At 46.7% G+C, this 21,566-nt stretch carries 17 protein-coding genes; 15 read left to right on the top strand and 2 right to left on the bottom strand.

Going from position 1 to position 21,566, the window contains the following annotated elements:
• Positions 1-22 precede the first annotated feature (22 nt).
• The 12 genes from ACR1R9_RS16335 to coaD all read left to right on the top strand — a co-directional run bounded on the left by ACR1R9_RS16335 (position 23) and on the right by coaD (position 16,320).
• On the top strand, positions 23-3,106 hold the full coding sequence (locus ACR1R9_RS16335; protein WP_433923186.1) for a X2-like carbohydrate binding domain-containing protein: 3,084 nt from the start codon (positions 23-25) through the stop codon (positions 3,104-3,106).
• Positions 3,107-3,511: 405 nt separating this feature from the next.
• Positions 3,512-5,059 carry a response regulator transcription factor gene (locus tag ACR1R9_RS16330; RefSeq protein WP_433923187.1) on the top strand — a complete coding sequence of 516 codons (1,548 nt, stop codon included), beginning with the start codon at positions 3,512-3,514 and terminating at the stop codon, positions 5,057-5,059.
• Between the two features lie 19 nt (positions 5,060-5,078).
• Positions 5,079-6,845, top strand: a complete 1,767-nt coding sequence (locus ACR1R9_RS16325; RefSeq protein ID WP_076289469.1) for a cache domain-containing sensor histidine kinase — start codon at positions 5,079-5,081, stop codon at positions 6,843-6,845.
• 366 nt (positions 6,846-7,211) lie between these two features.
• Entirely contained in the window at positions 7,212-8,504 is a 1,293-nt protein-coding gene (locus ACR1R9_RS16320) for an ABC transporter substrate-binding protein (RefSeq protein WP_076289742.1), read from the top strand.
• Between the two features lie 152 nt (positions 8,505-8,656).
• Positions 8,657-9,544 (top strand): carbohydrate ABC transporter permease, encoded by an 888-nt coding sequence (locus tag ACR1R9_RS16315; RefSeq protein WP_072733438.1) that lies wholly within the window; start codon positions 8,657-8,659, stop codon positions 9,542-9,544.
• On the top strand, positions 9,537-10,367 hold the full coding sequence (locus tag ACR1R9_RS16310) for a carbohydrate ABC transporter permease (protein ID WP_076289470.1): 831 nt from the start codon (positions 9,537-9,539) through the stop codon (positions 10,365-10,367). Before ACR1R9_RS16315 ends, ACR1R9_RS16310 begins: the two co-directional genes overlap by 8 nt.
• 174 nt (positions 10,368-10,541) lie before the next feature.
• Positions 10,542-13,598 (top strand): glycoside hydrolase family 2 TIM barrel-domain containing protein, encoded by a 3,057-nt coding sequence (locus tag ACR1R9_RS16305; RefSeq protein WP_433923188.1) that lies wholly within the window; start codon positions 10,542-10,544, stop codon positions 13,596-13,598.
• A 120-nt stretch (positions 13,599-13,718) separates the two neighbouring features.
• Positions 13,719-14,024: a hypothetical protein gene (locus tag ACR1R9_RS16300; RefSeq protein ID WP_076289472.1), complete on the top strand. Its 306-nt coding sequence runs from the start codon at positions 13,719-13,721 to the stop codon at positions 14,022-14,024.
• Positions 14,025-14,128: 104 nt separating this feature from the next.
• Entirely contained in the window at positions 14,129-14,428 is a 300-nt protein-coding gene (locus ACR1R9_RS16295) for a hypothetical protein (RefSeq protein ID WP_310852591.1), read from the top strand.
• 1 nt (position 14,429) lies between these two features.
• On the top strand, positions 14,430-14,855 hold the full coding sequence (locus ACR1R9_RS16290; protein ID WP_433923189.1) for a hypothetical protein: 426 nt from the start codon (positions 14,430-14,432) through the stop codon (positions 14,853-14,855).
• 342 nt (positions 14,856-15,197) lie between these two features.
• On the top strand, positions 15,198-15,812 hold the full coding sequence (rsmD, locus tag ACR1R9_RS16285) for a 16S rRNA (guanine(966)-N(2))-methyltransferase RsmD (protein WP_433923190.1): 615 nt from the start codon (positions 15,198-15,200) through the stop codon (positions 15,810-15,812).
• 1 nt (position 15,813) lies between these two features.
• Positions 15,814-16,320: a pantetheine-phosphate adenylyltransferase gene (gene coaD, locus ACR1R9_RS16280; protein ID WP_090807427.1), complete on the top strand. Its 507-nt coding sequence runs from the start codon at positions 15,814-15,816 to the stop codon at positions 16,318-16,320.
• On the opposite strand, the gene ACR1R9_RS16275 is transcribed toward coaD, so the two are convergent.
• Positions 16,298-17,554, bottom strand: a complete 1,257-nt coding sequence (locus ACR1R9_RS16275; protein WP_433923191.1) for a nucleoside recognition domain-containing protein — start codon at positions 17,552-17,554, stop codon at positions 16,298-16,300. The genes coaD and ACR1R9_RS16275 overlap by 23 nt on opposite strands.
• A gap of 203 nt (positions 17,555-17,757) precedes the next feature.
• Here ACR1R9_RS16275 and ACR1R9_RS16270 point away from each other — a divergent pair, with 203 nt between their 5' ends.
• A complete protein-coding gene (locus tag ACR1R9_RS16270; RefSeq protein WP_076289476.1) occupies positions 17,758-18,798 on the top strand; it encodes a SepM family pheromone-processing serine protease in 1,041 nt (346 codons plus the stop codon).
• A 288-nt stretch (positions 18,799-19,086) separates the two neighbouring features.
• Here ACR1R9_RS16270 and ACR1R9_RS16265 read toward each other — a convergent pair whose 3' ends face one another.
• On the bottom strand, positions 19,087-20,319 hold the full coding sequence (locus tag ACR1R9_RS16265; protein WP_433923192.1) for a nucleotidyltransferase: 1,233 nt from the start codon (positions 20,317-20,319) through the stop codon (positions 19,087-19,089).
• Between the two features lie 483 nt (positions 20,320-20,802).
• Between ACR1R9_RS16265 and ACR1R9_RS16260 the strand changes: the two genes are divergently transcribed.
• Entirely contained in the window at positions 20,803-21,309 is a 507-nt protein-coding gene (locus tag ACR1R9_RS16260) for a YceD family protein (RefSeq protein ID WP_076289478.1), read from the top strand.
• Between the two features lie 68 nt (positions 21,310-21,377).
• On the top strand, positions 21,378-21,551 hold the full coding sequence (gene rpmF, locus ACR1R9_RS16255; protein ID WP_017689233.1) for a 50S ribosomal protein L32: 174 nt from the start codon (positions 21,378-21,380) through the stop codon (positions 21,549-21,551).
• The last annotated feature ends 15 nt before the right edge of the window (positions 21,552-21,566 follow it).

Genomic DNA, 21,566 nt, shown 5'->3' with positions numbered 1-21,566 from the left:
TTGAAGAGGAGGCTAAGTAATTATGAAAACGTTTTTGGGAAAGCTGCGGGTGATGAGCCTCACGGTTGCTGTTGCAGCAGTTTCGTTGGGAGTACTCGCTGGAACAACACATGCGGCACCTAGTGATCCATACCAGTGGAAAAATGTCGTGACCGGGGCAGGTGGAGGTTTTGTACCGGGGATTATTTTCAATGAGTCAGAGAAAGATTTGATCTATGCCCGGACGGATATTGGGGGAGCCTATCGCTGGAATCCTGCGAATGAGAGTTGGATTCCACTCACCGATTTTGTCGGCTGGGATGACTGGAACAAAAACGGAGTCGATGCGCTGGCAACAGACCCGGTTGACCCCAATCGAGTGTATATGGCTGTCGGCACGTACACGAATTCTTGGGACAATAACAACGGTTCCATCCTGCGCTCTACGGATCGCGGTGATACTTGGCAGACAACAACTTTTCCGTTCAAAGTCGGAGGTAACATGCCGGGACGTTCCATGGGGGAACGCCTGACCGTTGATCCGAATAAAAATAGCATTTTGTATTTTGGTGCACGCAGTGGCAACGGACTCTGGAAAAGTACGGATTACGGCGTAACGTGGAACAAAGTAACGAGCTTCCCGAATCCGGGTACGTATGTGGAAGATCCGTCTTATGAGTATACGAGTGACATCGTGGGTCTTTCTTGGATCACATTTGACAAATCAACAGGTTCTGCTGGACAGGCAACACAGACCATCTATGTCGGGGTAGCCGACAAAAATCAAAGTATATACCGCAGTACGAATGGAGGCGCAACGTGGACTGCTGTTGCTGGACAGCCTACAGGGTATTTGCCTCATCACGGAGAACTGGATGCCAATGGAAATCTTTATATCTCTTACAGCGATGGTGCGGGCCCTTATGATGGGGAAAAGGGAGACCTCTGGAAATTAAATACAACTACAGGAGTATGGACCAACATTAGTCCAGTACCAAGCAGCAGCACGGACAATTACTTTGGATACGGCGGACTGGCTGTAGATGCTCAGCATCCTGGTACACTGATGGTGGCAACCCTCAACTCCTGGTGGCCTGATGCCAATTTGTTCCGCAGTACGGACAGTGGAGCTACTTGGACCCGCATTTGGGAATTTGAAGGATATCCAAACCGTAAAATGCGCTATACACAGGATATTTCGGCCGCTCCTTGGTTGACCTTTGGGACGAATCCTGCACCGCCTGAAGTTTCTCCAAAGCTGGGCTGGATGATTGGCGATCTGGAGATTGACCCGTTTGACTCTGACCGCATGATGTATGGAACAGGTGCGACCATCTACGGAACGAAAAATCTGACAGACTGGGATGACGGGAACAAAATCAATATTTCAGTAATGGCCAAAGGGGTCGAGGAGATCGCAGTTCTGGATCTGATCAGCCCGCCAAACGGAGCACATTTGTTAAGTGGGGTAGGGGATGTCTCGGGATTCCGTCATAACGATCTGGATCAGGCACCAGCTACGATGTTTACCAGTCCCAACTACTCTTCTACGGAAAGTCTGGATTTTGCAGAATTAAGTCCCAACACCATGGTTCGCGTAGGGAAAGCAGACTACAGTGCTGATCCGAACGCAAAATCTATTGGTTTATCCAGCGACGGTGGGACCACGTGGTATAAGGCGAACGCAGAGCCTGCCGGTACAACCGGAGGAGGAACCGTAGCTATCTCTGCAAATGGTAACCGACTTGTATGGAGCACGTCAGACAAGGGAGTGCATTATTCTACTGGCGGCAACTCATGGACAGCGAGTTCAGGTATACCTGCACAGGCAAAAGTGATCTCTGACCGAGTAAACCCGAACAAATTCTATGGATTTGCTGCCGGTAAAGTCTATGTGAGCACCAATGGTGGTGCCTCCTTTACTGCATCTGCGGCTACCGGGCTTCCGGTAGAAGGAAATGCAGATCTGGACGCTGTTCCAGGTACGGAAGGCGAACTTTGGTTTGCAGGTGGCAGTGAAGAAGAAGGGCCATATGGTCTATGGCATTCCACCGATTCAGGAGCGACCTTTACCAAGCTTGCAAATGTGGAGGAAGCGGACAGTATCGGTTTTGGTAAAGCGGCACCTGGGAAGAATGTGGTCGCGCTGTACACGATTGCAAAGATCGACGGAACACGTGGATTTTTCCGTTCCGATGACGGTGGGGCGAATTGGGTACGGATTAACGATAATCAGCATCAATATGCACGTGTGACCACGATTACAGGTGATCCACGTCTATATGGAAGAGTGTATCTGGGTACAAATGGACGAGGCATTTTATATGCTGACCGCATTGGTGGGAACAATGGTGGTGGAGAAGGTGGAGGCGTGACTCCGGTGACCAGTTCGGCCATCACACCAGTGAATGCGGAATTTGACAAGAATACAGGCAATCAGGTAGATATTCCTGTAACGCTGACACTGAACGGAAATACGCTTAGTGCAATACGTAATGGCAATACAACGCTGGTTTCAGGTACGGATTACACATTATCGGGCAATCAGGTTGTGTTGAGTAAAAACTATTTGGCTTCGTTGTCCAAGGGAAGCGCAGCGTTAACCTTTCATTTCAGTGCAGGCAATGATGCGATCCTGAATCTGAATATTAAGGACACAACGGCTGTACCTGCGGGAGCTATTCGAATTGAGATGTTTAATGGAACGACTTCAGCAACGGGTAACTCCATTAATCCCAAGATCAAATTAACGAATACAGGCACTTCGGCCATTAATCTTTCCGATGTCAAAATTCGTTACTATTATACGATCAATGGCGCTCAAACCCAAAACTTTTTCTGTGACTGGGCAACAGCTGGAAACGACAATGTTACAGGCACGTTTAGTGCGCTGCCGACCCCAGTAACCGGAGCAGATTCTGTGCTGGAGATTGGCTTCAAAACTTCTGCGGGTTCATTGGCAGCGGGGCAAAGTACTGAAATTCAGGCACGGTTCTCCAAAACAGACTGGACCAACTACACTCAGACGGATGATTATTCTTTTGCTCCAAGTCAAACAGCCTATACTGACTGGAACAAAGTAACGGGATATATTGCCGGAAGTCTTCAGTGGGGGATCGAACCTTAGACCTGAACTTAAGTAAAGTTGGAGTTAATCTAAACGTACATTGATAAAAAGTCCTGGCTCGCCGAAAATGATTCATGGCGGACCGGGGCTTCTTATTTTGTCGAAATATAGTGTACACTAAAGAGAGTTTCCGTTAGCATTTTGCATTATTCGAATCAACTCACTCCCGGGTACAAGATAAAGACGAATAGATGCATTTCGATCTATATCTTGCTGATTGAAAGTCGCTCTATGGATTTATGCAAAATGCCTACCATTGCTTAAACGTTCGTTTTGAGATATAAAAAGAAGTACAAAACTTTTAAATTAATGTAACCGCTAACACGGGGAGGCCATTCTATTCGATTTATGATGGTGTAACCTGCACAGACATAGAAGAGAGATTAGACAAGGGGGTCAAGGGTCATGAACCGGTTGTGTAAGGTGCTGATTGTTGACGATGAGTTTCTTGTAAGGCAAGGCATTAAGCACCATATGAACTGGGAAGCTGAAGGTTTTCAGATTGTAGGTGAAGCTTCCAACGGGGAAGAAGGGCTTGCACAGGTACAATCGTTACAGCCGGATATTGTCATTACGGACATCGTGATGCCTGTGATGGATGGGGAAACATTTGTCCGGACGTTAAAAGCCAGTCACCCGCAGATTGAGGTTATCGTACTTAGCAGCTTCAGTGAATTTGAATATGTACGTTCAACGCTCCAAAATGGAGCAGCAGACTATATTTTGAAACCTAAACTGGATACCAATGAATTATTACAAGTACTTCAGCGTACGGCTGGCAAAATTCCCGAATTGCAGTTTGAGCCTTCACATGATGGGTGGAAGCTCGGACAACTGATGGAGAAGATGCTGTCCGGTTTTACGTTGGATGAAGAAAACGAGATGCATATGATAAGGGAGACGTTTCCTCACCGATGTTTCCGTCTACTCGTATATAAGCCGCAGGATACGCAAGTACATGTGCACAAGCTGGATAACCAGCAGTTGGAGTCCAGGTTACGAGACCTGCTCCCTGATGTGGAGTGCGCAATCGTTCCGGCCGAAGGCACGTCGCCAGTGGTGCTTCTTAATGTTGAGCCTGCGAAGGATGAATGGATGGTTCAGCGAATTAAGGAGTTGGCGAGCGAGAATAAGGATGGGCAGGACGGACTTTGCTGGGTGCTGAGCGACAGTTTCTCTTCATTTGAAGAGATGGGGGACGTATATCGAACACGTCTGATCAAGCTAATGGAGTATCGCTTTTATTATGAGGACCGATCTATTCTGGTGTATGGCGAACTTCCGCCTCTTCACCCTGCCGGGTATCAGTTCAATGTGAACATGTTTTTGCAGCATGTGAAGCGAAATCGAACCGAAGCGGCAAGAGAATATTTGCAGGAGCATGCCCTTACGTTGGGACGGGATTATATTGCGGATGTGTTTGAAATTAAGTCCTTTCTGGGCAATCTGATTTTTAACGTAACCATTACGTTGGCGGATATGGATGTGCAATCTGCTGCGTTGGAAGAGAGCAAGTATGCCTATTTCAAACATGTGGATGGTGCTTCAAGTCTGACAGAAGCGATGAACGTACTTGATCAGTTTATGGCTGAGGTACAGGAGTGCACGACTGGAGAGGGCGCAAAACGAAGTGATCCGAATATGAAAATGCTACTGGAATATATGCATCAGCACTTTGATCAGCCGCTCGGACTTGCCGAAGTAGCCAAGCATTTTCATTTTAATCCATCGTACTTGTCCAGTTATTTCTCTTCACACAAAAAAGAAGGCTTTAACGAATATTTGAATAAAATTCGGATTGAAAAGGCAGAGGAACTTCTGCGCTCGGACGATGTCACCATCTCCGAAATTAGCAGTATGGTGGGGTATTCCGATCACAGTTACTTTTGCAAGGTGTTCAAAAAATTTACCGGGCTGTCACCGAGCCGATACCGGCGAAAATTCTGGGCATAACGTCAGAAGGAAGAACTAAATGAAGAAATGGATGAATGCATTTTCAAGGCTAGGACTTTTCCCTAAACTGTTCCTCGTTATGTTCGTTAGCATCATTCTTGTCTCCGTGCTCATCCTATGGACATCGATTCATATGTCGACCAAGCTGTTTACCGAGACGTTCAGCATTACGAACTCGAAGGTACTTAGCCAGATCAAAACGAACTTTGAATCTTTTAACGATGCGATTGCTGCTGTATCCAATAATGTTAGCCAAAGCGGGGCAATTCGTGGTTATCTGTCTGAGGGGGAGGGGGACTCCCTCACGATGGCAAAATCCTACTACAATATGAGGGAAACGATGGATCGGATTCAATCGATTACAGAGTCCTATGAAGTCGGTATAACGATTAGCGGTATTAATGGGCGTACGTATTCCACCGATCGGTCTCATCTTCGTTTATCAGCGGATGAATTGAAAGAACAACCGATTACGCTGGAAGCAGCGGCCAGTCCGAATCGCATCATTTTTGACGATTATCAGACGAATGATGAGACTGCCCAGCAGATGATCTCAGCGACCAAGGCATTGACGGATCGTGCCCAAAACCGACTCTATGGTACGTTGTATGTCACCATGAGAGAGAACGCATTTCGTCAGTTCTACAGCAGCTTCACGAGCAGAGGCAATGATGTGGTTATTCTGAATGATGCAGGTGAGATTGTATCGTCCAATCGTGAAGAATGGATCGGTACCACTCAACTCGAATTGCTGACCTATGCCAGAGAAATGAACAACGAAAGTGTAAAAGGTGTAAATGCACGGGTCATGGATCAGGACAGTGTGGTGCTGTCCGAGTACTTGCCCTTTTATCGGTTTTATATCGTAAACGTCGTCGATAAGGATCTAGCGATGGGGCAGCTGATTGACATGAAGACGATTGCCCTGATCTGTGCAGCCATTGTAGCCGGAGCGCTCATACTTGTGTTCCTTATTACGAATCAGATCACCAAGTCACTGCGCCGACTTGTGAAGCAGATGTCCAATATAACCAAAAGTGATCTGGACAACTATATTCCAGTCAGTGGGAGTTATGAGAGTCGACAGTTAGGTCACGCCTATAACTACATGCTGGACGAACTTCATGACTATGTGGATCAGCTAGTACTTACACAGCGGGAGCAACGAAATGCCGAGCTGGCGGCGCTGCAAAGCCAGATTAATCCTCATTTCCTGTACAATACCCTGGCTTCCGTGAAAGTTCTGGTTCAGCAGGGCAATAAGGATAGGGCTGCCGAAACCATTAATGCGCTGATCTCCTTACTGCAAAATACGATTAGTAACGTGAGTGAGACGATAACGGTGGAGCAAGAGGTCGAAAACCTGAAGAACTATGTATTCATTAATCATGTCCGATACGGAGGGCGTATTAAAGCAGCCTTCTACGTAGCTCCGGATTGTACGCATTATCATGTGCCCAAACTGGTGATTCAGCCCTTTATCGAGAATGCCTTCTTCCATGGATTCATTTCCAAGGAAACAGGCACCATCCATGTGATGGTCTCCAGAGCCGGAGAGTCATTGATATGCGAGATTATGGATAACGGGGACGGGATCGAAGGATTCTCCATGGGGGAGTCGCTGCCCAATCCGAAGAATAATCGGCAATTGTTTAGTGGTATCGGTATTCGGAATGTACATGATCGCATAGAGCTTTTGTATGGAGCCCCTTATGGTGTAACCATAATGAGCAAACCGGGAGAGGGGACAAGAGTTACTGTTACACTCCCGTTGATTACAAGCTGAGCAATAGGATTGGATTGAAAGCAAGCTCGTTATTTTTATGAAAAGATGGCTTTAATAGAAGGTCTTCCTAGGTTGTCGATGACAACACGGGAAGGCCTTTTTGGTGCTCAGAACGTAAGAATTCAGCCAGGCTTGTAAAATATTCAGATCAAAAAAATACAAAATCAAAAGAAATTACAAAAAAACAAATTTAATGCAAGCGGTTTCTGTAAAGGTTTTCATTGTGGCAATAAGATGACAAATCCACACAAAATTATTACTAACGAATGAAGATTTGGGAATGATAAGATGACTATATCGAAAGCAACCGCTTTCAGAAAACGCAAACAAATTACACATAAAGAGGTCGAAGGGGAGTTGAATCTTTTGAAAAAAATGTGGGTACTTATGCTCGTTACTGTCCTGCTGTTGTCGGCATGTTCTTCCGGTGGTGGAGGGAACACGGCAAGTGAGGGTGAAAAAACCTCCAATGAAATTACGATTTGGGCTTGGGATAAGGCGTTTAACGTCGCTGCGTTAGAAACAGCAAAAGAAGCTTATCAGAAACAAAACCCTGATCTGAAAATCAACATCATTGAATATGCTCAAGCTGACATTATCCAAAAGCTGAACACAGGTTTGAACTCAGGAACAAGCAGCGGTCTTCCGAACATCGTTCTGATTGAAGATTATCGTGCGCAAAGTTTCCTGAACGCTTACCCTGATGCGTTTAAAGATATGTCTTCTACCATTAAAGCTTCCGATTTCGCGGAATACAAACTGGGACCAACTGCTTTTGATGGCAAACAGTTCGGTGTTCCGTTTGACTCTGGTGTAACAGGTCTCTATTACAGAACAGATCTGCTGGAACAAGCAGGCTATAAAGCAGCTGACCTTCAGGACATCACATGGGATGATTACATCAAAATCGGTAAAGATGTGAAAGCCAAAACAGGCAAAGATCTGATCACACTTGATCCTAACGACTTGGGTCTGATTCGGATGATGATCCAATCCGCAGGTTCATGGTATTCCAAAGAAGATGGCAAAACACCTGATCTGGCTGGCAATGCAGCACTGAAAGAAGCATTTGTAACTTATAAAGCAATGATGGATGCAAATGTCGTGAAGTTGAACTCCGACTGGAGCCAATTCGTGGCAGCATTCAACAATGGTGATGTGGCTACCATTCCTACAGGAAACTGGATTACACCATCTGTTCGTCAAGAAGCATCCCAATCCGGCAAATGGGCGGTAGCTCCGCTTCCTAAAATGGCTGGACAATCGAATTCTGTACACGCATCCAACTTGGGTGGTAGCTCTTGGTACGTCATGAATAATGTTGCTGGTGCAGACCAAGCTGCTGATTTCATGGGTAAAACATTCGGTTCTGACAAACAATTGTATCAAGATTTGCTGAACAACATTGGTGCGATCGGCACATACAAACCGGCAGCAGAAGGTGAAGCGTTTGATAAAGCCGACGAGTTCTTCGGTGGACAAAAAGTGTTTGCTGATTTTGCAAAATGGACGCAAGAAATCCCTAGCGTAAACTACGGTATCAACACATATGCCATCGAGGACATTCTGGTTGTTGAAATGCAAAACTTCCTGAACGGCAAAGCGATTGATGACGTTCTGGCTGATGCACAGAAACAAGCTGAAGCACAATTAAACTAAGATGATCCACGGTAACTTATAGAACCCAAGGAAGCATCGGAGCCGTTCCACTGTCTGGCACAAGCAACAGCCGACCCGGACATGGTAGAGGCTCCCTGGGTTCTATCCATGTTACACGGAGAGAGAGGAGCCACACTGTGAAAGCCAAAGCCATGAATACAGGAGACAGTCTGCAAAAGAAAAATAATTTGACTGGATGGGCTTTTATATCGCTCGCTGTTATCGGGATCGTTGCATTTTACTTTTATCCGATGCTGCAAGCGCTGCTCTTATCGTTCAAGTCGGGTGTAGGAGCCAATCTTGAATTTACGGGCCTAGCTAACTATAAAAGATTATTCATTGATACAACGTTCCGTACTGCCGTATCCAATACATTTCTGTACTTGATTATTCAAGTGCCTGTCATGATTATTCTCGGTTTGTTTATTTCCGTTTTATTGAATGACAGTACGTTGCGCTTCCGCAGCTTCTTCCGTACTGCCATCTTCCTGCCTTGTGTAACCTCATTGGTTGCCTACTCTGTCGTATTCAAATATCTGTTCTCTTCTGACGGAATGGTTAACCAATTCCTGATGAATCTGCACGTGATTGCTGAACCGATTCAATGGATCACTGACCCGTTCTGGGCTAAAATTACGATTATAATCGCCGTTACTTGGCGTTGGACCGGATATAACATGATTTTCTATCTGTCATCTCTTCAGAACATTGATCAGTCGATCTATGAAGCTGCACGGATTGATGGCGCGAATGCTTTCACGCAATTTTTCAAAATTACCGTTCCATTGCTCAAACCGATTATCCTGTTCACCTCCATTACATCGACGATTGGTACATTGCAAATTTTCGATGAGATTATGAACATTACCAAAGGTGGTCCGGGTAATGCGACGATGTCCATCTCCCAGTACATCTATAACCTTTCGTTCAAATATTCGCCGGACTTCGGATATGCGGCAACCGTTTCGTATTCCATCGTGCTGATGATTATCGTATTGTCCATTATCCAGTTCAAAGTGGCAGGTGAGAGAAATGGCTAAAGCAAAAGCAAAACGTATATTCACATATGTCTTTCTGTCCATCGTTGCATTTGTGTCCATCTTCCCGTTCTTCTGGATGCTTGTCAGTTCGACTAATGCTTCTGTAGATGTCACCAAAGGCAGACTGCTTCCTGGATCGGTTTTCCTTGATAACTTCAACAAATTGCTGGATTCAACGAATCTGGTACAGGCTCTTGGAAATTCGGCGATTGTTTCTGTTATTTCCACGATTCTTGCCCTGTTGATTGGCTCCCTGGCCGGTTATGGATTCGAAGTATATCGGACGAAATCACGTGATATTGTATTTAACATTCTGTTGCTGTCCATGATGATTCCTTTCGCAGCGCTGATGGTTCCTTTATACCGGATGTTTGCTACGATCTCTGGTTTTGCACCGTTCATTGGAATCAACACCATGGCCGCAGTTATTCTGCCGACCATCACAACGGCGTTCCTGATCTTCTTCTTCCGTCAGAACACTAAAATGTTCCCGAAAGAAATGCTTGAAGCAGGCCGGATTGATGGTTTGAGCGAAATAGGCATCTTCCTGAAGATCTACATGCCTACGATGAAAACAACATATGCAGCTGCTGCGATCATCACCTTCATGAGTAGCTGGAATAACTACCTGTGGCCGCTCGTGGTGCTGCAAACGCCAGACCAACAGACAATACCGTTGTTAATCTCGAACCTCGGTTCCAGTTATTCACCGGATTATGGTGTCATCATGACCGCCATCGTCATCGCAACATTACCGACAGCCCTTGTATTCTTCATTATGCAAAAACACTTTGTGGCAGGTATGGTTGGTTCCGTCAAATAATGCATCATCAACAAACCGTCTGAATGGACGTCAATGCAGAAAAGAGAGAGGAGGGCGCCTGAATTGGTGTTCCTCTGTCTTTCTGTTTGTTTATGTTTGTTTCGTAAAAGGAAAATAAGAATCTGTACTGAATAAGTAATAAATATATTTGTTTTATGAGGGAGAGAGAGCCGAATGAAAGCAACACATGCAGATATTAACTGGCTGGGCGATGTGAGCGTATTTGAAGTAAACCGCCTTAACGCTTACTCGGATCATCGCTATTACCGTACTATGGAAGAAGCGAAAGCATCCGGTGCAATGGCTATGCGCTACAATCTTAACGGAACGTGGAAATTTAATTATGCGATCCGACCGGATTGCCGCCCCGAAGCTTTTTACAAGCAGGAATTCTCCAGTGCCGGTTGGGATGATATCGAAGTGCCGGGGCATATTCAGCTCCAAGGGTACGGTCAGATTCAATACGTAAATACACAGTATCCTTGGGATGGTTTAAACGATCTGCGTCCACCTGCATTGCCGCAGGACCAAAACCCGGTAGGCAGTTATATTCGCACTTTCCATTTGCCAACAGGCTGGCAGAACAGTCCGGTATATATTTCGTTTCAGGGTGTGGAATCTGCATTCTATGTATGGCTTAACGGACAATTTGTTGGATATGGAGAAGACAGCTTCACGCCATCCGATTTTGATCTGACACCATTCCTCCAGGATGGAGAGAATAAACTGGCTGTGGAAGTGTATCAACGCAGCACAGGCAGTTGGTTGGAGGATCAGGATTTTTGGCGGTTCTCCGGCATTTTCAGAGACGTATATCTGTATACAGTGCCAGCTGCGCATATTCGCGATGTGCGGGTTGTGACGGATCTGGACAAGTCTTATACCAATGGTACATTAAACGTAGATCTTAAGCTTGAAGGGAAAGCTACTGACGGAGCCAAAGTGGAGGCTGAACTGCGGGATGCTGAAGGCAACACGGTGAAAACATTTGGTGGTATTGAAGTTACCAATGGTCTGGTGAGTCTTCGTGAGGAGATTGGCCAAGTAAACTTGTGGAGTGCGGAGATTCCTTATCTGTATCGTCTGTATATTCAAGTATATGATGCAGCGGGCGAACTGGTGGAAGTTGTACCTCAGGCCGTTGGCTTCCGTACATTTGAAATGATCGATAAAGTGATGCACATCAACGGTAAACGTATTGTCTTCAAAGGGGTAAACCGTCACGAATTCAATCCACGTCGCGGACGTGCTGTAACCAAGGAAGACATGCTGTGGGACGTTCAGACGATCAAACAAAACAATATGAACGCTGTTCGTACATCTCACTATCCAAACCAAAGCCTATGGTATGAATTGTGTGATGAATATGGATTGTATGTGATTGATGAAATGAACCTGGAGACACACGGATCATGGCAGAAACTGGGTGCAGTTGAGCCTTCGTGGGTTATTCCTGGCGACCGTCCAGAGTGGCATGATATCGTTATGGATCGTGCGGTGTCGATGGTAGAGCGGGATAAAAACCATCCGTCCATTCTGATCTGGTCTTGTGGTAACGAGTCCCATGGTGGTGAAGTGATCTATAAAGTGTCTCAGTACTTTAAAACAGCAGACCCGACTCGTCTCGTTCACTATGAAGGAGTCTTCCATGACCGTCGTTTTAACGATACGAGTGATATGGAATCACGCATGTATGCCAAACCGGCGGACATTGAGGAATTCTTGAACGCAAATCCGGAAAAACCATATATCAGCTGTGAGTACATGCATGCCATGGGTAACTCCATTGGCGGTATGCATAAGTATACGGAACTCGAAGACAAGTATCCAATGTACCAAGGCGGCTTTATTTGGGATTACATTGATCAAGCCATTTACAAAAAAGATCGTTACGGCAAAGAGTTCCTTGCTTATGGTGGAGATTTCGGTGATCGTCCTTCGGACTATTCGTTCTGTGGAGACGGCATTGTGCACGCAGACCGCAGAGTGTCTGCCAAGATGCAGGAAGTCAAATTCCTGTATCAAAACATCAAGCTGTTCCCGGATCGGGAAGGTGTGAAAATCGTTAACGGTAATTTGTTCGCGGACACGTCTGAATTCGAACTGGTATACAGTCTGGACCGTGAAGGTCATGAAGTGCTGCGTGGAACGCTGGAGGTAAATGTGGGCCCACAAAGCGAAACCATTGTGAAACTTCCACTTGATGTGGAATCTCTTGCTGGTGGGGAATATGCAGTGAATACCGCGTTTGTATTAAAAGCAGCAACATTGTGGGCAGAAAAAGGCGAGGAAGTTGCCTTTGGACAGTTTGTATTTATTCAGGAGAAGTCGGAAACTGCGGTGTCGGATCTGAACCTGACAAATGAAATTCAGGTTGTTGAAGGGGACGTTAATATCGGGGTAAGGGTAGGCCAGACCCATGTCCTGTTCTCCAAGGCTTTTGGAACATTGGTATCCCTGAAGCTGTCAGGTCAGGAGACGATTTCACAGCCTCCAATGCCGTTGTTTTGGCGTGCGACCACCGATAATGATAAGGGTACTGCCATGGGCTTCGAGCTTGGGGCTTGGTATGCTGCAAGTCTGCTGCCTAGATGTGTGAACTGGAAAGCGGAACAAAACCCGGATCAATATCGGATTGAATTCACATACAAACTTAATATTTCGGCAGATGTACAAGTGAAAGTGGCTTATACCGTGCGTGCAGATGGTAGTGTGCATGTGCATAATACGTATAAAGGAGCGGCAGGTCTGCCAGATCTTCCGATTCATGCGCTTTCCTTCAAGACATCACCGGAGTTTGAAAATGTAGAATGGCTGGCGATGGGACCGGAAGAAAATTATGCGGACCGTGCATTTGGAGCTCGTCTGGGTATCCATGACAGCAAGGTAGCAGATACCGTTGCTCCATATCTTGTACCGCAGGAGTCGGGCAACCGTACGGGGGTACGATGGGCTAAATTGACCGACAACGCGGGGCGTGGCTTCAAAATCGAATCTGCTGCAGCTCCAGTCGAGCTGAATGTATCTCCATATACCGCATTTGAGCTGGAGAATGCACAACATGCATATGAACTGCCTCCGGTGCATTATACGGTTGTCACTGTATCCGGCAAACAAATGGGCGTAGGCGGTGACGACAGCTGGGGTGCACCGGTTCATCCGGAATACCGCATCGCCTCGGACGGCGAACTGCAATTTGAATTTGTCATTCGTGCGCTGTATAAGATGTAGCTAAGGATAGAGGTCTCCAACACTGGGGGCCTCTGTTTGCTGTTATCAGATGATGATCTATGAAACCGCTACCGTATCTGTCTCGTACTGTACTGGACATGGATAAAGGAGGGGCTTATTTTGAGCAGAAAAGCAAAGACAGGTGTATGGGTAACGATTCTCGTCATACTAGGCATCATCGTAGGATGCTTAATCTGGTATTTCAACACGGCTTCAGGTGAACGTGCACTGAAAACGATGCGATCCAACAACTCCGGGGGTCTGGAGCGTGTGGTCAACGTATACAGTAATTCGGGAGAATTGATTCATACGTATGAGGGTAAAATTGATTTGCAAGATACGGAGTATGGAAATAAGGTACTTTTTGATCTGGATGGCAAACGGATTGTGATCTATAACGCGACAGTGATTAGTGAAGAGAAGTAAATGAGGGTGTTGTGGAGATTCAGGCAGGAGCATTCCGATGACACTCTTTCGCTCATATGGTAAAATTAAGGGAATGAAGTTGAGAGGTGATGAGAGGCATGTTCATGGAGATGTTGTTGGCCTTGATTGCCATACTGGGAATGGGCGCATTTTATTTCTTAATCGCTTATTTCCTAATTCGTCTCATTTTCAGAAAAGCATTCAAGCGCACGTTAACCAAGTATGAGACAATTGAAATATTGGTATGGGTAGCAATGGTGTTCTTTGCTATTGTGATGATTAAGAATCAGTCATGGAATATGTTGTTGCCTGTAGTTCTCCTTATGGTTTCAATGATTAACCTGCGCCGTTCAAATCGGAAATACAGTGAGATGAGCAAAGAGATGAAAAAAGAGGGACTTTAATATGATACTGGATAAGTCGACAGACACCTCAGGGTTAACACAGGTTGCCGCACTTTCGGATGAATTACAGCCTGTGTTTGATAAAGCAGAAAGTAAGTATCAAGCGTGTGGCATTGAGCTGTTCTTTGTTTTCAGATGTTTGCCTGAAGAATATGAGAGGAAATCGACGGTCAGATACGCAAAGAAGGACAATACGATTTACTTTGATATGACAGTCAGTGAGGATCAGTATAAAACGTTTAGCAAAAGCAGACAGCGATATGAGCTGAGTCATTATTTCTATGCTTTTCTGAGCGACAAACTGAAGAAATATAAGATCGAACACTTGATTCATACGGAATTTATGAATGACATGGAAGAATGGCTTAAAGATATTGGATGGTTACAATCCGAATCCGAGGTCAGTATGGATGAATATGGGAAATAGTGCTGTCTGAGGGCAACATTTTTATAATTGGTCAATGCGGTTATGGTACATAATATTGGATAACAAAAAGAAGCCCTCTTTCGAGAGCTTCTTTTTCATGGGAGAGGAGAAACCGGACGAAGAGCTTATGGGGAAACGTAAGTCTTCTCCGCGGTTGTCTACGACACTTGTGATGTCGATAATTACAGGATGGCCGGAAAGTTTCCTTTTTATACATATGCGTCAACAATTCGTCAACAATATTTCGACGAGAAAGCAGACGGACTATTTTTCAAACTGAACCCGATTGTGGTACGATAGCTTTATCAATAAACTTACATAGAGAGAAAAGGTGACTCATCAGTGAGAGTGGTATCTGGGAGTGCGAAAGGCAGACCGCTGAAGGCTGTTCCTGGCACAGGGACGCGGCCGACCACCGACAAGGTGAAGGAAGCGTTGTTTAGTATGATTGGCCCGTATTTTGAGGGCGGTACAGCATTGGATCTGTTTGCAGGCAGTGGTGGTCTCGGTATTGAGGCACTGAGCCGCGGCATGGACAAGGCTGTTTTTGTTGACTTGGAATCGAAAAGTATTGAAGTGATCCGTGCAAATCTGAAAGCAACCAAGCTGGAAGATCAGGCGGCCATATACCGGAATGATGCCAGTCGTGCATTGAAGGCGCTCGCCAAGCGAAGCACAAAATTTGATCTCGTATTTCTTGATCCTCCCTACCGTATGAAAAATGGGGACGAGTTAATGCTTACAATGCATGAACTGGATCTGCTTGAACCGGAAGCGACCATCGTGCTTGAATATGAATCCCAATATAGTTACCCTGAGCAATTCGGCCCGTTTGAACAAACGCGCAAGGCATTGTATGGGGAGACAGCTGTATCCATCTATTATTATGCACCTGCTGCAACAACAACAGAAGATGGAGAACCAAGCACAGCGGAAGAGGAGGCTCCTCATGAGTGAAATGATACATCGTCAGGAACGAATTGCCGTATATCCAGGCAGTTTTGATCCCGTAACTATGGGCCATCTGGACATTATTGCCCGGGCGTCGAAGCAGTTCGATCGAGTCATCGTGGCTGTATTGAATAATATGAGCAAAAATCCATTATTTACGGTGGAAGAACGCAAGAGTCTTATTACGGAAGTCACGAGTCATCTGCCTAATGTGGAGGTGGACAGCTTCCGTGATCTGACGGCAAATTATGTACGGCAAAAAGATGCTCAGGTCATTGTCCGTGGTATCCGCTCGGTGACAGATTTTGAATATGAGCTTCAGCTGGCTTCGACGAACAGCAAGTTAAATCCGGATGCGGAAACCATTTTCATGATGACCAATCCGAAATATTCTTATCTGAGCTCCAGCATCGTTAAGGAAATTGCCCACTACCACGGAGATGTCACCGATCTGGTCTCACCTGAAGTAGAAGCTGCGTTGCGTCAGAAAATTAGCGAGAAAACCGGCGGTTAAACCAGAAGGTCAGCCCGGATAGGCAGATCATGACGGTGAGCAGCAATGCCAGACCGATAGAGGCAGCAGGGAAACCAATCCAGACGGCATCGATGATGTCGGAGGTATTCATGCCTACCAGGGACTGCTCGGTTAGGAAAGGATTCAAACCATTGCCCGGATTGTTCTGAAACGTAGCCCAGACTTCGGAGCTGTAACGGCTGAATGGTAGCCACAGCAGCAAGCTGATGAAAAATGCAACCAATGCATGAAGCAGGCGGATTCCGGCAAAATACAACATGGACGTTGTGGCAAGTCCCGCAGCTTTCAGCACGGCGGAGACTTGCAGATGAGAGCACAGACCACCCCAGCCGAGAACAGCTGCAAGCAAAGACATTAGCAGAAAGGGTGTCAGTGGGCTCTGACTCAGATGATAAGTTCCGAGATGCAGTTCCAGAAGTGAGGGCCAAAAAACAACTGAAGTACCGGGGGTGATATAGAGGGTGAGCAGCCGAACAAACACGGCAAACACAATCATATATCCTCCGGTCATCATTAAGGTTTGCACAGCTTGGGAGACCGTGTCACCAAGCAATTTGCCGAACCCGCGTCCGTCACGTTCCTGGGCTTCACGCGCTGCAAGCATCATTTGTGACCCTAGGCTCCGTCGTTTATACGAAGAAGGGGTTGCAGTTGAGGATTTTTTTCCTTTTAATTCCTTGGGTAGGAGTCGTACTCCGATCATGGTGGCAATCCAGCCACTAACCCAGTGAACAATCAGAAGGAAATATCCGGCAGCAGGCTGATGAAGAAAAGCTGCACCGATGACAAGTATAATCATCAATGGATTGGCGAAATGAGATGCTGCTGCGACAATACCCGCCTGTTTGGCGGTAATTTGTTGATCCTGCACTAAGCGGGAGGCGGTATCTGCTCCTGCCGGAAAACCGCCGCACATGCCGACAACAATGGCAAGTCCGGCTTTGCCCGGCAGACGGAACCAGCGCTGCATTAATGGCCCTAATAAGACGCCAAGTGCGTGGGTAAAGCCGAATGCAGTCAGCATTTGGGATAACATCAGGAATGGAAGCATGGCTGGAAAGATGATTTTCCACCAGATATCCAAACCTTGAATAGAGGCATCGAATGCATCTTTCGGAGACACAACTACTGCAATTACCAGCAATAAAGCGCCTGTACTCATAAGTACCGTTCGTAACGGTCCAGAGCCCGTAACTTCGCTCTGCATTGTCATTGTTTCACCTCATATGGATCGTGCCGCATACACTCGGCCAGGATTAGTTGTGGACGGCCGAATGACGTCCGTGGACGCTTCGGCCTTGACCGGATAAGCGACTGTAAACAGCGGCCTATCCGGCCTGTACCATTGTATGCAAAAGCATGAGAGTGTTAGACTTATAATTATTGAAAGATACGCAAAGAACGGGGGCTCATGCAATGAATCAGATTCGGAAATCTGGCGGATTCAGAGCTTCGATCTTTGTGATCGTGGTGGCTCTGGTCGTCTATGTTGCGGTGTATATGCCAACGCCATATATCATTTATATGCCTGGTAGTGCCGACGAAGTAAAACCCATGGTTACCGTGAAAGAGGGGGATAAGGAAGAACGCGGAGTTTTTATGATGACGACAGTGTCGGCAACATACGCCAATGTGTTTTTGCTAGGAACCTCCTTGTTTAATCGAAATGCTCAAGTGGATAAAAAAGAAGATCGGCTGCGCGGCAAAAGCGAAGCGGAATATTCTGCCGAACAGGTCTGGTTCATGAGTGATTCACAATCCTCGGCCATGGAGGCAGCTTATGAGCAGGCGGGAGTGAAATACTCCATTGTTCCTGAGCATATTTTTGTATTTGGGTTGTCTGAGGATCCCAAGCCTAAAGGAGATATTGAGCCCGGAGATATTATTTTGGGTGTAAATGGAACGGCAACTCCGGACAATACGGTGCTGTCTGAGCAGTTAAAGAACAAAAAGGTCGGAGATACGGTTGAGATGCAATTGGAGCGAGGCGGAGAAACGATCAGCCGCGACGTTCAACTGATTGAAGTGAAAGATAGCAAAACGGGTGAAGTTCGCCCGGCACTGGGTGTCATGATCGGAGCGGTTCAGAAAGTGAAAGCAGAAGATCCGGATAAACAGATATCCTTTACGGATACTCAGGTAGGTGGTCCATCTGCCGGACTGATGTTCACCCTGGAAATTTACAATCAGTTGACCCCAGGAGATTTGACGAAAGGTCACCGGATTGCTGGCACAGGCACCATTAACAAAGAAGGTGTGGTTGGCGCTATTGGTGGCGTTGTGCACAAAATTGTTGCGGCAGATCGGAAAGAAGCAGAGTTTTTCTTTGTGCCGAAGGACAATTATAAAGAAGCTGAAGCCAAGGCTGAACAGATTGGTACCAAAATGAAACTTATTCCTGTCAGCACGGTGGATGATGCGCTGGCTTATCTGAAAACCTTGTCTGTCAAATCCTAAAACGATCCTTATTAGTGATTAGCATGACTAAAAGAATACCAGGATGATGTAAAATCCCCCTATTGCAACGATGCCGAATCGGTGTGCAATAGGGGGATTTTGTGTGAGTGATCGATATAAAATAACGCATGATCAACGAGAGTCCGATCGATTTTATAATAATAGATCAGGATTGCATCAATCGATGGTTAAGCGTTGGCTCCAGCAAAAGCTTGTGAGTCGATATATTGAACTTGTGTTTCGAAATCGTTTATGTTGAACCAGCTTTGGATAGGACTGAACGTAGAGTTAGAGCCTCACAGGCGGGTCATAGTAGTCGCTGTACATCATACGTGTATCGGTGTGTTCGCAGGCGAGTGCATATGCTGCCTGAGCCTGTACATCCAGCTCCAACTGATTATGGACAAAGGTTGATGGTTTCAGCAGAACGGGCAAAGAAGCCGTCTTTTTCATCTGTTTCAACAGGCCCTGTCCTTGTGCATTAAACCCAAGCACTCGAAGATATGCGGGCCCTTCAGCCAGCTTCTCGGACGAACATTCGACCTTGGTATGATTCAGCAGGATATGGGTCAGCATGCGTTGTAGTTTTGTGCGTGTGTACCGTTTCGTTTTGAGTGCGTTCAGCAACGCCTCGACTGAAGGCTCCGGGAGCTGAGCGAGAGTGCGGCTCAGCCTGTGTTCGAGTCCTTCCGTGACCTCGGCGATCTGCTCCAGTTCGGAGGCACGGCGTGTGGCCGCGATGTGCAGCAGCGGCTGTGCAAAGCGCTCCCAGTGCACGGGAGCGCGCCCTTCCTGCCATTCGCGCTGCAGAATGGCAAGGGTTGCCGCCGGCACGTATGGCGCGGCGGCTTCGGGCCCGTCCGCCATCAACAGGCGGCGGACGGCGGTTGCACTGGCGATCGCCCCCGGTCCGGGCGTCGCCTCATGATACGCGGCACCGGTACGCGCCGCTGTAAAGGGCCTGATCGCGCTGCCCAGCCGTTGCAGCGCGATCAGGTAATGCAGCCCAAGCGAATTGTTGGGCTGCCCCAGCAGTGCAGCGGCGTCGTTCGCATCGACGCCGCCAGGCGCCAGCGCTGCCGCCGCACCTGCGTATGCGGTGGGGTAGCTGGCGCCTTCCCGCAGGCGGCGCGCGATATCTTTGCGCAGCCCTGCGGGCTCCACAGCCAGCACGCGCGCAATGCGCTGCAGGCTGTCCAGGTCGCCGGACTCGCTGCCAAAGCAGAGCGAGTCCACCACGCCTGTGCGGTGCAGCAGGGACACCGCACCATAGGCGAACCACTCGGCCGGTTGTACAGCATAGGCAACCGGCAGTTCAATTACAAGATCGGCGCCAGCATGCAGCGCCATCTCAGTCCGTGCCCTTTTGCCCACGATGGCGGGTTCGCCGCGCTGGAGGAAAGGGCCGCTCATCACAGCTACAACAACATCTGCTCCACTGAGCCGTCTGGCTTCGCTTAGATGATAGACATGTCCGTTATGTAAAGGGTTATATTCAACAATGACGCCAACGGCTTTCATATGAGAACGCGCTCCTTTCGTTAAATATTCAATTGCGGTTCAATCCTTTACTCCTAGCCCGATTATATCCGAGCTCATCTTGTTCCATAATAGGACATGGGTATACCTTTGTTCAAATCATATCGCAGTGTACACCCGAAAAAGAAAAGAATCCTTTTCGTCGATATAGCCCGAACCTACCTTCAAAATGCATGACTTGTAGTTTAACTTATAGTAAGCCTATAATGTATCAGAGATCGAAAGCGGATTAGGATCGTCATTTTTAAAAAAGGGTGTAAAGTTAAAAGTGTTGACAAACGTCTTGAAAAATCGGTATAATGATTTTTGTTTGTTAAGTCAATTTCATAATACTTTTAACGAGGAATCGTCAGAATACATACAGTCAGGAATATGATGTGTTGCAAGAGTCAGGCTTGACCTGTATAACTGTCGTAAGGCGTTTAACTTTAATTATGAGATTGGTTTCGTTTGGAGTGATGGGAAATGTTAATGCCATTTCGCAAAGTGGCTACCAGTGACCGACCCCTGCAGTTTAATGAACAGTGGGATATCAAGGAACTGGTTTCTAACCGACAGGATATCACAGCCGTTACCCCGCTGACTGCGGATTTATCTGCAGAATACAGAGAGGGCGACGTTGTGGATGTTCATGGCAAACTGACAGTAGGAGTGGACATGTTATGCTCCCGATGTCTTAAGCCGATTAATGAACATTTTCATATTGATTTTCATGAGCAATTCAAGCAGGGGAAACAGCCAGAGGAATTGCCTGAAGACGACGATACTTTCTACGTGGATGGAGAGAGCGTTGATCTGAAAGGTTATGCCGAGGAAGCTTTTCTGCTGGATCTTCCGTTTATACCGCTATGCAGCGATACATGCAAAGGGTTATGCCCCAAGTGTGGCCATGAGCTGAACGAAGGTGACTGCGGTTGTGATAACCAAGTTATCGATCCGCGGCTTGCAGGGCTCAAGGATTTTTTTAAATGAGCATGAGTGAAAATCGAACATTGTAACAACTACCTGCAAAGGTTGATTTTGATAAGGAGGTGGGAATAATGGCAGTACCTCAACGGAGAACGTCCAAGACGCGTCGCGACAAACGTCGCACTCACTTTAAATTGGCTGTACCGGGCATGGTGAAATGTGAACAATGTGGCGAACTTAAACTTAGTCACCACGTGTGCAAAGTGTGCGGAACGTACAAAGCAAGAGAGATCATCTCTCAATAATAGCTAGACATCAAG

The sequence above is a fragment of the Paenibacillus taichungensis genome (genome assembly GCF_050994985.1).
Taxonomy (GTDB): Bacteria; Bacillota; Bacilli; order Paenibacillales; family Paenibacillaceae; genus Paenibacillus; species Paenibacillus taichungensis.
Note: the sequence above shows the minus strand (reverse complement) of the source record. Positions and strands in the feature narration are given on the sequence as shown.